This is a genomic window from Streptomyces cylindrosporus (assembly GCF_022698165.1).
Lineage (GTDB): Bacteria > Actinomycetota > Actinomycetes > Streptomycetales > Streptomycetaceae > Streptomyces > Streptomyces cylindrosporus.
Genome location: NZ_JALDAY010000008.1, coordinates 246,500 through 260,630 on the forward strand (window position 1 = coordinate 246,500; position 14,131 = coordinate 260,630).

Below are 14,131 nucleotides of genomic sequence, written 5' to 3' on the forward strand. Positions count from 1 at the left end.
AGTACGGATGTGGTCGATCGCGCATTCATCCGTACTGCACCCAGGACGACGACGCCCCCCTGCGTCACTCGGTTCCCGGTGGTGTGCATGGCGCACAGACTACGCACCGTCAAAACCCTCCGAGCCCCGAAGTTCACCCCAAATCAGGCAACTTGCCTCGGATGAATAAGTGATGTGATCCCGTTCACCGTCTCCCCACTTGTCGCATCCGGAAGGCCGTTCTATCGTCTGGATGTATCGAGTCGATACATCGGAGCGAGATAAGGGCGAGGAGGCGAGGGGATGAGCCGCAGGTCCGGGATCCTCGAGTTCGCCGTACTCGGCCTGCTCCGCGAGTCCCCGATGCACGGCTACGAGCTGCGCAAGCGGCTCAACACGTCTTTGGGCGTGTTCCGCGCGTTCAGCTACGGGACGCTCTACCCCTGCCTCAAGACGCTGGTCGCCAACGGCTGGTTGATCGAGGAAACGGGGAACACCCCCGAGGACGCCCTGGCAGCTCCACTCGCAGGGCGTCGCGCCAAGATCGTCTACCGGTTGACGGCGGAAGGTAAGGAGCACTTCGAGGAGCTGCTCTCGCAGACGGGCCCCGACGCGTACGAGGACGAGCACTTCGCCGCCCGCTTCGCCTTCTTCGGGCAGACGTCGCGCGATGTGCGCATGCGCGTACTGGAGGGCCGCCGCAGCCGGCTGGAGGAGCGCCTGGAGAAGATGCGCGCCTCCCTGGCGCGCACCCGGGAGCGCCTCGACGACTACACGCTTGAGCTCCAGCGCCACGGGATGGAGTCCGTGGAGCGCGAAGTGCGCTGGCTGAACGAGCTCATCGAGAGCGAGCGGGCCGGACGGGACCTGAAGGGTCCTGCCTCCGGGGGGTCCGCTCAGCAGAACAACACATCTGGAGCGCCGGGCGTCCTGCCCCGGCCCGGGGACACCCCCGGGCCGGATACGCCCGACGACACCGCCACGTGAGCGCCCAGTCAGGGCCTCACTCGTACACACAGGGAGCAACCGGAATGGGTTCGGTTCGCGTAGCCATCGTCGGCGTGGGCAACTGCGCCGCGTCGCTGGTGCAGGGAGTCGAGTACTACAAGGACGCCGACCCGGCGTCGAAGGTCCCCGGCCTGATGCACGTTCAGTTCGGTGACTACCACGTCGGCGACGTGGAGTTCGTGGCCGCGTTCGACGTCGACGCGAAGAAGGTCGGCCTCGACCTCGCGGACGCCATCGGCGCCTCCGAGAACAACACCATCAAGATCGCCGACGTGCCGAACACCGGTGTCACGGTCCAGCGTGGCCACACCCTCGACGGCCTCGGCAAGTACTACCGCCTCACCATCGAGGAGTCCGCCGAGGAGCCGGTCGACGTCGTCCAGGTCCTCAAGGACAAGCAGGTCGACGTCCTCGTCTGCTACCTGCCGGTGGGCTCCGAGGACGCGGCGAAGTTCTACGCCCAGTGCGCCATCGACGCCAAGGTCGCCTTCGTCAACGCCCTTCCGGTCTTCATCGCCGGCACCAAGGAGTGGGCGGACAAGTTCACCGCGGCGGGCGTCCCGATCGTCGGCGACGACATCAAGTCCCAGGTCGGCGCCACCATCACGCACCGCGTCATGGCGAAGCTGTTCGAGGACCGAGGCGTCATCCTGGACCGCACGATGCAGCTGAACGTCGGCGGCAACATGGACTTCAAGAACATGCTCGAGCGTGACCGCCTGGAGTCCAAGAAGATCTCCAAGACGCAGGCCGTCACCTCCCAGATCCCCGACCGGGACCTCGGCGAGAAGAACGTCCACATCGGCCCGTCCGACTACGTCGCCTGGCTCGACGACCGCAAGTGGGCGTACGTGCGCCTCGAGGGCCGCGCCTTCGGTGACGTCCCGCTGAACCTGGAGTACAAGCTCGAGGTCTGGGACTCCCCGAACTCCGCGGGTGTCATCATCGACGCCCTGCGCGCCGCGAAGATCGCCAAGGACCGCGGCATCGGCGGCCCGATCCTCTCCGCGTCGAGCTACTTCATGAAGTCCCCGCCGGTCCAGTACTTCGACGACGAGGCCCGCGAGAACGTCGAGAAGTTCATCAAGGGAGAGGTCGAGCGCTAGCGAGACCCATCGCTGCACGCTCGAGCTCGCTACAACGCTCCTGCCAGGGCTGTGAGGGTCCCCGGGTCCACGACCCGGGGACCCTCTCCGTATGTGAGGCTGTGCCCCATGGCCGTCGTCCGTGACCTGCGCGTCCTGCTCCGCTTCCGGAACTTCCGACGCCTGCTCGCCGTACGGCTGCTCTCCCAGGGCGCGGACGGTGTCTACCAGGTCGCGCTCGCCGCCTACGTCGTCTTCTCGCCCGAGAAGCAGACCTCGGCCGCCGCGATCGCCTCCGCGATGGCGGTCCTGCTGCTCCCGTACTCCCTCGTGGGCCCCTTCGCCGGTGTCCTCCTGGACCGCTGGCGCCGCCGCCAGGTCTTCCTCTACGGCAACCTGCTACGTGCCCTGCTGGCCTGCGCCACGGCCGTGCTGATCCTGGCCCAGGTCCCGGACTGGCTGTTCTACGTCTCCGCGCTGTGCGTCACCGCCGTCAACCGCTTCGTCCTCGCCGGCCTGTCCGCCGCCCTCCCGCGCGTGGTCGACGCCGAGCGACTCGTGATGGCCAACTCCCTTTCCCCGACCGCCGGTACGCTCGCCGCGACCGCGGGCGGCGGACTTGCCTTCGTGGTACGGCTGGTGGTGGCGGACTCCGACGCCGCCGTGGTGCTGCTGGGCGCGTTCCTGTACCTGTGCGGGGCACTCGCCTCCTTGCGCTTCTCGCCCGAACAGCTGGGCCCCGACCGCGCGTTGGTCCGGCCGAGCCTGACGGTCGCGCTCTCCGGCACCGCCCGCGACCTGACCGCGGCGGTACGCCATCTCGCGACACCGGCGCGCCGGGAGGCCGCCTGGGCGCTCCTCACGATGACCCTGATGCGGTTCTGCTACGGCGCCCTGCTGGTCATGCTGCTGATGCTGTGCCGGTACTCCTTCTCCTCGGACACGGACGAGGGACTACGGCTGCTGGGGCTGGCCTTGGGCACGTCCGCGGCCGGCTTCTTCGCGGCGGCCGTGGTGACGCCCTGGGCGGCGGGCCGGCTCGGGCCGGGCCGCTGGATCGTCGTGTGCGCGGCGTCGGCCGCGATCCTGGAGCCCGCTCTGGGCCTCCCGTTCGCCGTCGGCCCGATGCTCGCCGCGACCTTCGTCCTCGGCCTGACCACCCAGGGCGCGAAGATCGCGACGGACACGCTCGTGCAGTCCTCGGTCGACGACGGCTTCCGCGGCCGGATCTTCTCCGTCTACGACGTCCTGTTCAACATCGCCTTCGTCGGCGCCGCCGCGGTGGCCGCCCTGATGCTTCCCCCGGGCGGCCGCTCGGTGGTGCTGGTGGTGACGGTCGCCGTTGTCTACGGGGCGGTTGCTGGGGCTATGGCCCGCTTTGAACACCGGTAAGTGTCACATCAAAGCCACAGAGTCCCTCTGGAGCACATCAGTGTCAGTGGGGGCCGGTAACTTACCTGCGTCTTACGCGCCTCTTATGTGCGCAGCTCATCTACTTGTTCTAGGGGGACCCCCAAGTGACCACACCGCCGCCCCAGGGCCAGAACCCGTTCGCTCAGGGCCAGCAGCCGTACGCCCAGCCGCAGCCCCAGGCCCCGTACCCTCCGCAGGGCGGCTACCCGCAGCAGCCGGGCCAGCCCGGGTTCCCCCAGGGCGGAGCGCCTTACGCCCCGGTTCCGCAGCAGCCCCGCCGCCGCTTCAGCTTCAAGGCGATACGGATCGCCGTCGTCCTCGTGATCGCCCTTGTCGCGGCCATCGGCGGCTACATAGCCAGCCGGGACGACGCCAACACGGCAAAGGTCGGCGACTGCATGCACCGCGGCAGCACCTCCGACACCAACCCGGACCTCGAGGTCGTCAAGTGCAGCGACTCGAAGGCCCAGTACGTGGTGCTGGCCAAGATCAAGGGCTCGTACACCACCGAGATCACCGCTTCCTCGAAGTGCGAGGAGGCGGCCAAGGACTTCCAGTACACGTACACCGAGTCCGGTGACGGCAGCGACTTCCTGCTCTGCCTGAAGGACTACAAGTAAGTAAAAGGAAACGCGATGGGGGGGCGTTGTTTCACGTGAAACAACGCCCCCCGTGCCATGTTTCACGTGAAACATGGCCTCGCTACATGGCCTCAGCCCTGCTCGGCCCACCACTCCTTGAGGGCCGCCACAGCCGCGTCGTACTCCATCGGCCCGTTCTCCAGCCGGAGTTCCAGCATGTGCTTGTAGGCGTTGCCGATGACCGGGCCGGGACCGACACCCAGGATCTCCATGATCTGGTTGCCGTCGAGGTCCGGACGGATCGAGTCCAGCTCCTCCTGCTCCTGGAGCTGGCCGATGCGCTCCTCCAGGCCGTCGTACGCCCGTGAGAGCGCCGCCGCCCTGCGCTTGTTGCGGGTCGTGCAGTCCGAGCGGGTCAGCTTGTGGAGGCGGTCGAGGAGCGGGCCCGCGTCACGGACGTAACGACGGACCGCCGAGTCCGTCCATTCACCGGTGCCGTATCCGTGGAAGCGCAGGTGAAGTTCGACGAGTCGTGAGACGTCCTTCACCAGTTCGTTGGAGTACTTCAGCGCCGTCATGCGCTTCTTCGTCATCTTCGCGCCGACCACCTCGTGGTGGTGGAAGGAGACCCTGCCGTCCTTCTCGAACCGGCGGGTGCGCGGCTTGCCGATGTCGTGCAGCAGCGCGGCCAGCCGGAGGGTCAGGTCGGGACCGTTCTCCTCCAGGGCCATCGCCTGCTCCAGGACGATGAGCGTGTGCTCGTAGACGTCCTTGTGACGGTGGTGCTCGTCGCTCTCCAGCCGCAGGGCCGGCAGCTCGGGCAGCACATGATCGGCGAGGCCGGTGTCGACGAGGAGCGTCAGACCCTTGCGGGGGTGCGCGGCGAGGATCAGCTTGTTGAGCTCGTCCCGGACCCGCTCGGCGGAGACGATGTCGATGCGCCCGGACATCTCCTTCATGGCCGTCACGACCTCGGGAGCCACCTCGAAGTCCAGCTGTGCCGCGAAACGGGCGGCACGCATCATCCGCAGGGGGTCGTCGGAGAAGGACGCCTCGGGGGTGCCGGGGGTGCGCAGCATGCGTGCCGCGAGGTCGGCGCGGCCGTTGTGGGGGTCGATGAACGTCTTCTCCGGCAGCGCGAGCGCCATCGCGTTCACGGTGAAGTCGCGCCGGACGAGGTCTTCCTCGATGGAATCGCCGTACGAGACCTCGGGCTTGCGTGAAGTCCGGTCGTAGGCCTCGGACCGGTAAGTCGTGACCTCGATCTGGTAGCCGTCCTTCTGCGCACCGACGGTGCCGAAGGCGATGCCGACCTCCCACACGGCGTCCGCCCACGGCCGGACGATCTTGAGGATGTCCTCGGGGCGGGCGTCGGTCGTGAAATCCAGGTCGTTGCCGAGCCGCCCGAGCAGCGCGTCCCGGACCGAGCCGCCGACCAGGGCGAGTGAGAACCCGGCCTGCTGGAAACGGCGGGCGAGGTCGTCGGCGACAGGCGCCACCCGGATCGCGTCGCTCGACGCGGCGGGCTGCACCCGGCTCAGGGCACTGGAAGTGTCTTCGTTGGCGTTCGGCACAACAGAAGAGGGTACGTGGCCCTGGCGACCGCGAGCGCCTCCATTAAACGTCCACACTCCACCGAGGGCGCGTCTTTACACCGATACATAAGGGACGCCCCGGCCTTGCTGCCCGATCTTGTGGAGCAGACCGCGGCACTTCACCTCAGCGCGCATCGTTACCATGCGTGGACGCACATTGCGACGACCACTGACGACGACGAGGGACGGGCGAGCGCGTGGCCGAAGCGGCAGACCACCAAGGGACGAGTCCCTCACCTGCCCGCCGCTGGCTGCGGCGCTCCGGAGCACTGCTCGCCGGAGCGCCTCTGCTGGCAGGCCTGCTGCAGCTGCCCGCCGCCGCGCCCGCGGGCGCCACCGGCCAGGCCTCGCTGCAGGACGCCTCCGGCGCCGGCTCGGTGTCCGTCGCCCTCGACTCCCTCAGCCCCAGCGCCCCCACCGACGGAGACACGCTGACCGTCTCCGGCACGGTGACCAACAACGGCAAGCAGGCCGTCACCGGCGCCCACGTGGACCTCCGCGTCGGCCCCCAGCTCAGCACCCGCTCGGGCATCGAGACCGCCGCCAAGGACAGCGACAGCGTCCAGGGCACGACCGGCCCTGTGATCGGCGGCAAGTACGTCGAGAAGTTCACCAAACTCACCCCGGGCGTCGCCGAGCACTTCAGCATCTCCGTACCGGTCGACAAACTGGACCTGGGCGACGACGGGGTCTACCAGTTCGCCGTCTCCCTGTCCGGCGAGACCTCCGCGCAGCCGTGGGACCAGGTCCTCGGCATCCAGCGGACCTTCCTGCCGTGGCAGCCCGAAGGGGCGGACACGAAGACGAAGACGACGTTCCTGTGGCCGCTCGTCTCCACGGTCCACATGACGGCGGAGACGGGGTCGAACGAGCAGCAGACGCCGGTCTTCCTCAACGACGACCTCGCGAAGGAGATCAGTGCCGGCGGCCGCCTGGACGAGATGCTCTCGCTCGGCAAGGACCTCGACGTCACCTGGGTGATCGACCCGGACCTGCTGGCCTCCGTCGACGCGATGACCGGCAGCTACAAGATCCGCAACGCGGACGGCACCACCACGACCGGCACGCACCAGGCGATCGCCAAGCAGTGGCTGGCCGACCTGCAGACGGCGGTGGCGGGCAACGAGGTCGTCGCCCTGCCCTTCGCCGACCCGGACCTGGCCTCCCTGGCCCACAACGGCACCAGCGTCACCGGCTCCCTCAGCCACCTCAAGGAGGCCACCGACGTAGCCGCCACCACGGTGGAGACGGTGCTGCACGTGACGCCGAGCACCGACTTCGCCTGGCCCGTGGACGGCGCCGTCGACCCGTCGATCGTCAAGGTCGCCACCTCGGCCGGAGCCGACAACGTGATCGCCCGCAGCGACAGCCTCCAGGAGACCGGCAACCTGCCCTACACGCCCTCCGCGGCCCGCCCGATCGGCGGCGGCACGACCGCGGTGGTCGCGGACGCCCGGCTGTCGACGGCCTTCCAGGGCGACCTGACGAAGGCGAACGCCACGACGCTCGCCGTACAGCAGTTCCTCGCCCAGAGCCTCGCGCTGAACGCCCAGACCGACCAGCAGCGCAGCATCGTCGTCGCCCCACAGCGCATGCCCACGGCCCGCCAGGCCCAGGCGATGGCCGAGGCGCTGACGGCCCTGCAGGGCGGGAACTGGAACCAGACCCAGAAGCTCAGTGCCGCCGCCAAGGCCAAGCCGGACTCCGGCGCCACCACGAAGGTGCCGTCCTCGTCGGCATACCCCTCCTCGCTGCGCAAGCAGGAGCTGCCGCGCTCCGCGTTCGAGCAGATCGCGGCCACGCAGGACAGCCTCGACAACTTCCGGGTGATCCTCACCGACGAGTCGCGGGTGGTGACGCCCTTCGGACGGGCCACGAACCGCGAGATGTCCACGTCCTGGCGCGGCCGCCCCGGCTCCGCGCAGAGCTTCCGCGACGACGTCCAGACCTACCTCACCGGCCTGACCAGCCAGGTCAAGCTGATCGACAAGTCCGACACCAAGCTCTCCGGACGCAGCGCCACGATCCCCGTGACCGTCCAGAACAACCTGGTACAGGGCGTGGAGCACCTCACCCTGCGGCTCACCTCCAAGAGCCCCAACCGCCTCCAGATCGGCGGCCACGACTACGACGAGCAGCCCGTCGAGGTCTCCGGCGGCCACAGCCAGACGGTGAAGTTCACCACCTCGGCCAAGGCCAACGGCCAGGCGACGGTGGTCGCCCAGCTGTACACGCAGGACGGCCAGAAGTACGGCGCCGAGGTCGACTTCGACGTCAAGGTCACCGAGTTCACCGCCACGGTGATGCTGGTCATCGGCGGCGGCTTCCTGCTGCTCGTCCTCGCCGGTTTCCGGATGTACACCCAGCGCAAGCGGGCCGCCGCCCGTGAGGCCGAGGAGAACGGTCCCGAGGAGACGGACGAGGGGGCCGACGCGCCGGAGAACCCCCAGGGCCCCACGGATCGTCTTGATGAGGAGTCGGGCACGAAGGCGCGGGCAGGCGACCCGCAGCAGCCGAGTGACCCTGCACCGGACACCGCAGCGGAAAGCGCCGACCCGTCCGGCACGGGTGAGAGAGTGGACCGTTGAGCGATGTCGTGGCCGGTGGGCCCGGGACGATGAGGTGGGGTAACCATGAACGCGCCGTACGACGGTGACCGCGGCCAGGCCGCAGGTCCCTCGGGTCACCCCGAGGGCCCGCCGCCCGAGCCCGGTCAGGTGCCGCCGCAGCCGCCCGCCGACATGTACCTCCAGGACGCCTACGCCCAGGACCCGTACCGCGCGCAGGACCTCTCCGCCCAGGACCCGGTCGCCGAGGCGCTCTACGACCGCGCCGCGCACCCGCCGCCGCCCCCGGGCACGTACCAGCCGCAGCAGCCCCTGTACGGCCGGCCCCAGCAGTCCCCGTACGCCCCCGACCCGAACATGTGGGCCCGGCCCCCGGCGCCGGAGCCGGAGGGGCCGACCCAGTACCTGCCCTACGGCGACAACCCCCGTACGACCCAGTTCGTGGGCGTCGACGACCTGGTGACCCAGGCCGGCGAGGAGCGCCACGAGCCCGACGCCTTCGCCCACCTCTTCCGGGACCAGCAGCAGGGCAGTGGCCGCCCGACGGATCCCCCGTCGGTGCCCGGCCCCGCCGCCGCGCCCGGCGAGCCGGCCCCGGCGTCGCAGTACGCGCAGCCGACGGCTCCCGTGCCTGCCGACCAGACCATGAACCTCGGCGCCGTGCCCGCGGCCGACCAGACGCTGAACCTGGGCGCCGCGGCACCGGCCCCCGCCGCGCAGAAGGGCGGGAAGGCCTCGGGCCTGCTCAAGTCGAGCGCCGTGATGGCGGCGGGCACGATGGTCTCCCGCCTCACCGGCTTCGTCCGCTCGGCGCTCATCGTCTCCGCCCTGGGCACGGCACTGCTCGGTGACACCTTCCAGGTCGCCTACCAGCTGCCGACCATGATCTACATCCTCACCGTGGGCGGCGGCCTCAACTCCGTCTTCGTGCCGCAGCTCGTGCGGGCCATGAAGGAGGACGACGACGGTGGCGAGGCCTTCGCCAACCGGCTGCTGACCCTGGTGATGGTGGCGCTGGCGGCGCTCACCGCGGTGGCGGTGTTCGCCGCGCCGCTGCTGGTGCGGGTGCTCTCCAGCTCCGTCGCCGGCGATCCCGCCGCCGACGACGTCGCCATCACCTTCACCCGCTACTTCCTGCCCTCGATCTTCTTCATGGGCATCCACGTGGTGATGGGCCAGGTCCTCAACGCCCGCGGCAAGTTCGGCGCGATGATGTGGACCCCGGTCCTCAACAACATCGTCATCATCGTGACGTTGGGGATGTTCCTCTGGGTGTACGGCACCTCGGCCGGCTCCGGCATCACGGTCACGAACATCCCGCCGGAGGGCCAGCGGCTGCTCGGCATCGGCGTCCTTCTCGGGCTCGTCGTCCAGGCCCTGGCCATGATCCCGTACCTGCGCGAGACCGGGTTCCGGCTGCGGCCGCGCTTCGACTGGAAGGGCCACGGCCTCGGCAAGGCGGCGATGCTCGCCAAGTGGACGGTGCTGTTCGTCCTCGCCAACCAGGCCGGCGCACTCGTCGTCACACAGCTGGCCACGGCGGCCGTGAAGGACACGAACATCGCGGGCACGGGCTTCAGCGCCTACGCCAACGCCCAGCTGATCTGGGGCCTGCCGCAGGCCATCATCACCGTCTCCCTGATGGCCGCCCTGCTGCCGCGCATCTCGCGCTCTGCGGCCGAGGACGACGCCGGTGCCGTCCGCGACGACATCTCGCAGGGACTGCGCACCACGGCCGTCGCCATCGTGCCGATCGCCTTCGGCTTCCTCGCCCTCGGCATCCCCATGTGCACGCTCATCTTCGGCACCTCGGGCACCGGCGCCGCCACCAACATGGGTTACATGCTGATGGCGTTCGGCCTCGGCCTGATCCCGTACTCCGTGCAGTACGTCGTCCTGCGAGCGTTCTACGCCTACGAGGACACCCGGACGCCCTTCTACAACACGGTGATCGTGGCGGCGGTCAACGCGGTCGCCTCGGCGCTGTGTTACTTCCTGCTGCCGGCCCGCTGGGCCGTGGCCGGCATGGCCGCCGCGTACGGACTCGCCTACGCGATCGGTGTCGGCGTCGCCTGGAACCGGCTGCGCAAGCGGCTGGGCGGCGACCTGGACGGCGCCAGGGTCCTGCGGACGTACGCCAGGCTCTGCATCGCCTCGGTGCCGGCCGCCGCGCTCAGCGGCGCCGCCTGCTACGCGGTCGGCCACACGCTCGGCCAGGGCGTCGTCGGTTCGTTCGCGGCCCTCCTGGTCGGCGGGGCGATTCTCCTCGGGATCTTCTTCGTCGCCGCACGCAAGATGCGCATCGAGGAGCTGAACTCGCTGGTCGGCATGGTCCGCGGGCGTCTGGGGCGCTGACGCGGGGGTACGCGCACAACCATCGTCCGCCACCGTGTGTCGTGCATAGCGGCGGACTGTGGGCACAATTGGTTTCGGCGTCGGACGGCGCGCACGGAAGTCGGTCGGCGCGCAAGGAATGGGGAGGCAGGAACGACGGTGGCGGAACGGAGCACGGCTGCCGTCGACGTGGCAGACAACAGCGGCGACGAGCCGCTGACCGCACAGGCGGACCAGTCCACGGCCGACGGGGTGGCCCAGAACCGGGAGCGGGACACGGACATCGACGAGGCACAGGGGAGTGGCGGGACCGAGGGTCCCGAGAAGGCCTCACCGCCAGAGCTGCACAGCGGTCACAAGCTGGCCAGACGGTACCGGCTCGAGGAGTGCGTCACCCGTCTGGACGGATTCAGCAGTTGGCGCGCGGTGGACGAGAAACTCCGGCGTGCCGTCGGTGTCCACATCCTCCCGGCCGACCACGCGCGGGCACGTTCCGTGCTGGCCGCGGCCCGTTCCTCGGCGCTGCTCGGTGACCCGCGCTTCGTCCAGGTGCTCGACGCGGTCGAGGAGAACGACCTCGTCTACGTCGTCCACGAATGGCTGCCCGACGCCATCGAGCTGACCACCCTGCTCGCCTCCGGTCCCCTGGAGCCGCACGAGGCCTACCAGATGGTCAGTCAGATCGCCTCGGCGATGGCCGCCGCGCACCGTGAGGGCCTGGCCCATCTGCGGCTGAACCCCAATGCCGTGCTGCGCACCTCTAGCGCACAGTGGCGCATCCGCGGTCTCGCCGTGAACTCCGCGCTGCGCGGCATCACTTCCGAGACCCCGCAGCGCACGGACACCGAGTCCATCGGTGCGCTCCTGTACGCCGCGCTCACCCAGCGCTGGCCGTACGAGAGCGACGCGTACGGCCTGTCGGGGCTGCCGAAGGACGTCGGTCTGATCGCGCCCGACCAGGTGCGGGCCGGTGTCCACCGGGGCCTGTCCGAGCTGTCCATGCGCGCGCTCGCCAACGACGGCGCGACCGCCTCCCGCCACGAAGCTCCGTGCACCACGCCGGAGGAGCTGGTGAAGGCGATCGGCGAGATGCCCCGCATCCGCCCGCCGGAGCCGGCGTACACCGCGCCGCCGGAGTACCAGCGCACGACGTACCAGCAGGGCACGTACGGCCGCCCGGCACCGCACCCCGGCGCCACCCAGCCCGTACCGGCCCCGCCGGCTCCACTGCAGAGCCGCACCGGCAAGGCGCTGAAATGGGCCGTGTCGGCGCTCCTCATCGCCGCGCTGGGACTGGGGAGTTGGCAGCTCGCGGACGCCCTGATGGACAGCGGCAACAAGTCCGACGACACCAACAAGACCCAGACGACGGACGGGAACGACAAGAGCGGCGACAAGACCAAGCCCGCCAAGACCCTGACGATCCAGGACGCCCAGGAGTTCGCGGTGGAGGGTTCGCTCCAGGCGCCCGAGGACGTCGGCAAGACCTACGACAAGGACAGCTCCACCTACTGGCGGACCAAGAGCTACAACGCCGGCCCGAAGCTCGCCCCGTACAAGCCGGGCGTCGGCATCGTCTACGAGCTCAGCTCCGCCCAGACGATCTCGACGGCGACCATAGGGCTCCGGTACGCGGGCAATCACACGACGGTCCACCTGTACGCGACCGACTCGCTCTCCCCCTCGACATCCGTCGACGCGATGCAGGAGATCGGAACCGCCACCACCAATGGCACCTCTCTCACCGTGAAGGCCACCAAGAAGCTGAAGACCCAGTACGTTCTGCTGTGGCTCACCGACGTGCCCAAGGCGCCCGGCGACAGCTACAGCGGCGCCGGCTACAAGCAGGCCATCACGGACGTGAAGTTCACCGGCTGACAGGAAACCGCATCCCAGGGGAGGGGGTCCGATGGCAGATGACACCGCATACGGCGACACCAGCGATCAGGACCTCCTGGCCCGTCACGTAGAGGGCGACCCGGAGGCCTTCGGTGAGCTTGTGCGGCGTCATCGCGACCGACTCTGGGCCGTGGCCCTGCGGACGCTGGGCGACCGCGAGGAGGCCGCTGACGCCGTCCAGGACGCCCTCGTCTCCGCATACCGGGCCGCCCACACCTTCCGCGGCCAGTCGGCCGTCACGACGTGGCTGCACCGGATCACGGTGAACGCCTGCCTCGACCGCGCCCGCAAGGCCGCCTCCCGCAAGACATCTCCGGTGGACGACACGGAGCGGCTGGAGCAGCTCCTGGAGCCCCACGAGGAGGCCTCCGCCCCCGCCGAGCGCAACGATCTCCACCGTCAGCTGCTGGAGGCGCTCGGCACCCTCCCGCCGGACCAGCGCGCCGCGCTCGTCCTCGTGGACATGCAGGGCTACCCCGTCGCCGAGGCCGCCCGGGTGCTCGACGTTCCGACCGGCACGGTGAAGAGCCGTTGCGCCCGGGGCAGAGCCAGACTTCTGCCCCTGCTCACCCATCTGCGGCCGGAAAGCGCCGGAGGCGGAAACCAACAGGGCGAAGGGCGGAACCGGACGCAGGGGACATCCGTCCCACCGGCAGCGGGGCCGCCGACAGCCGGTCCACGCGATACCGGGCCGAGTGATTCAGCTGCAATGAAGGGCGGAGGTGGGCGAGCGTGACATCCACGACGGACATGGCCGGACACCCGGACGTCGCCGAGCTCTCCGACCTCACCGAGGGACTGCTCACTCCGTCCAGGACCACCGACGTCCGGCAGCATCTGGACGGGTGCGAGCTCTGCGCCGACGTCTACGCGTCGCTGGAAGAGATCCGGGGACTGCTCGGCACGCTTCCGGGACCGCCCCGGATGCCGGCCGACGTGGCAGGCCGGATCGATGCCGCCCTCGCGGCGGAGGCCCTGCTGAACGCGACGGCACCCGGCACCGCGCATGTTTCACGTGAAACATCGGTATCGGGAGACCGGCCTTCCGGCCATGCGCGCGGTTCGAGCACCGGGCCCGGTCGCAAGAACCGGAAGCGTCTCGGACGCCGCCGGGTCGCCGTCCTCGGCAGTGTCTTCGCAGTCGCCGCGCTCGGACTCGGCTCCGTGCTGATCGCGACGTTCAACGACGGCAAGCCCTCCGATACGGAGGCGAACGGACGGCAGACCACCGCTGCTGACACCTTCTCCGAGAAGAAGCTGCAGACGCAGGTCGCCGACCTCCTCGTCCAGAAGGAGAGCTCGGGCCGCGGATCCACCGCCCCGCACAACAGCGTCGGCGCGCTGGGGGGCGACGACCCCGGTGTCGTGTCACCCAAGATCGACAAGGTTCCCAAGATCCCCGACTGCATCCAGAGGGGAATCGCCAGTGACGACGCGCCTCTGGCGACCAAGAACGGCGTCTTCAAGGGAACGGACGCACTCCTTGTCGTGCTCGCCGACACCTCGGACAGCACCAAGGTGACCGCGTACATCATGGACGCGACCTGTGTGACACACCCGTCGTCCGGTGACGCGAAGATCCTTCTGAAGGGGTCCTACAACCGCTCCTGAGCGCGCACGCTTCAGCGGCTTCCTCCGTGGTATCCCGTTCGGTGTCGCATCGCCGTGTG

General features: G+C 69.5%; 10 protein-coding genes. 9 read left to right on the forward strand and 1 reads right to left on the reverse strand.

All coding sequences use genetic code 11. The features are described from left to right. Nucleotides 1-282 precede the first annotated feature (282 nt). The 4 genes from MQP27_RS26815 (at nucleotide 283) to MQP27_RS26830 (ending at nucleotide 4,105) form a co-directional block, all read left to right on the forward strand. Nucleotides 283-966: a PadR family transcriptional regulator gene (locus tag MQP27_RS26815; RefSeq protein ID WP_242768378.1), complete on the forward strand. Its 684-nt coding sequence runs from the start codon at nucleotides 283-285 to the stop codon at nucleotides 964-966. 44 nt (nucleotides 967-1,010) lie between these two features. Next, a complete protein-coding gene (locus MQP27_RS26820) occupies nucleotides 1,011-2,093 on the forward strand; it encodes an inositol-3-phosphate synthase (protein ID WP_242768380.1) in 1,083 nt (360 codons plus the stop codon). A 108-nt stretch (nucleotides 2,094-2,201) separates the two neighbouring features. After that, on the forward strand, nucleotides 2,202-3,464 hold the full coding sequence (locus MQP27_RS26825; RefSeq protein ID WP_242768382.1) for an MFS transporter: 1,263 nt from the start codon (nucleotides 2,202-2,204) through the stop codon (nucleotides 3,462-3,464). Between the two features lie 125 nt (nucleotides 3,465-3,589). Continuing rightward, entirely contained in the window at nucleotides 3,590-4,105 is a 516-nt protein-coding gene (locus MQP27_RS26830; RefSeq protein WP_242768384.1) for an LppU/SCO3897 family protein, read from the forward strand. Between the two features lie 92 nt (nucleotides 4,106-4,197). Here the strand turns inward: MQP27_RS26830 and MQP27_RS26835 are convergent, their stop codons facing one another. Then, a complete protein-coding gene (locus MQP27_RS26835) occupies nucleotides 4,198-5,640 on the reverse strand; it encodes a CCA tRNA nucleotidyltransferase (RefSeq protein WP_242768386.1) in 1,443 nt (480 codons plus the stop codon). Nucleotides 5,641-5,858: 218 nt separating this feature from the next. Here MQP27_RS26835 and MQP27_RS26840 point away from each other — a divergent pair, with 218 nt between their 5' ends. The 5 genes from MQP27_RS26840 (at nucleotide 5,859) to MQP27_RS26860 (ending at nucleotide 14,072) form a co-directional block, all read left to right on the forward strand. Continuing rightward, the gene (locus MQP27_RS26840; protein ID WP_242768388.1) at nucleotides 5,859-8,249 is read left to right on the forward strand and encodes a DUF6049 family protein; all 2,391 of its coding nucleotides are present in this window, start codon (nucleotides 5,859-5,861) and stop codon (nucleotides 8,247-8,249) included. 45 nt (nucleotides 8,250-8,294) lie between these two features. Further along, nucleotides 8,295-10,583, forward strand: coding sequence for a murein biosynthesis integral membrane protein MurJ (murJ, locus tag MQP27_RS26845; RefSeq protein WP_242768390.1), 2,289 nt, complete (start codon nucleotides 8,295-8,297; stop codon nucleotides 10,581-10,583). 138 nt (nucleotides 10,584-10,721) lie between these two features. Continuing rightward, nucleotides 10,722-12,440: a protein kinase family protein gene (locus MQP27_RS26850; RefSeq protein ID WP_242768392.1), complete on the forward strand. Its 1,719-nt coding sequence runs from the start codon at nucleotides 10,722-10,724 to the stop codon at nucleotides 12,438-12,440. 31 nt (nucleotides 12,441-12,471) lie between these two features. Beyond that, the gene (gene sigM, locus MQP27_RS26855; RefSeq protein WP_242768394.1) at nucleotides 12,472-13,197 is read left to right on the forward strand and encodes an RNA polymerase sigma factor SigM; all 726 of its coding nucleotides are present in this window, start codon (nucleotides 12,472-12,474) and stop codon (nucleotides 13,195-13,197) included. Beyond that, a complete protein-coding gene (locus MQP27_RS26860) occupies nucleotides 13,194-14,072 on the forward strand; it encodes an anti-sigma factor family protein (RefSeq protein WP_242768395.1) in 879 nt (292 codons plus the stop codon). The genes sigM and MQP27_RS26860 overlap by 4 nt, the downstream gene beginning before the upstream one ends. The last annotated feature ends 59 nt before the right edge of the window (nucleotides 14,073-14,131 follow it).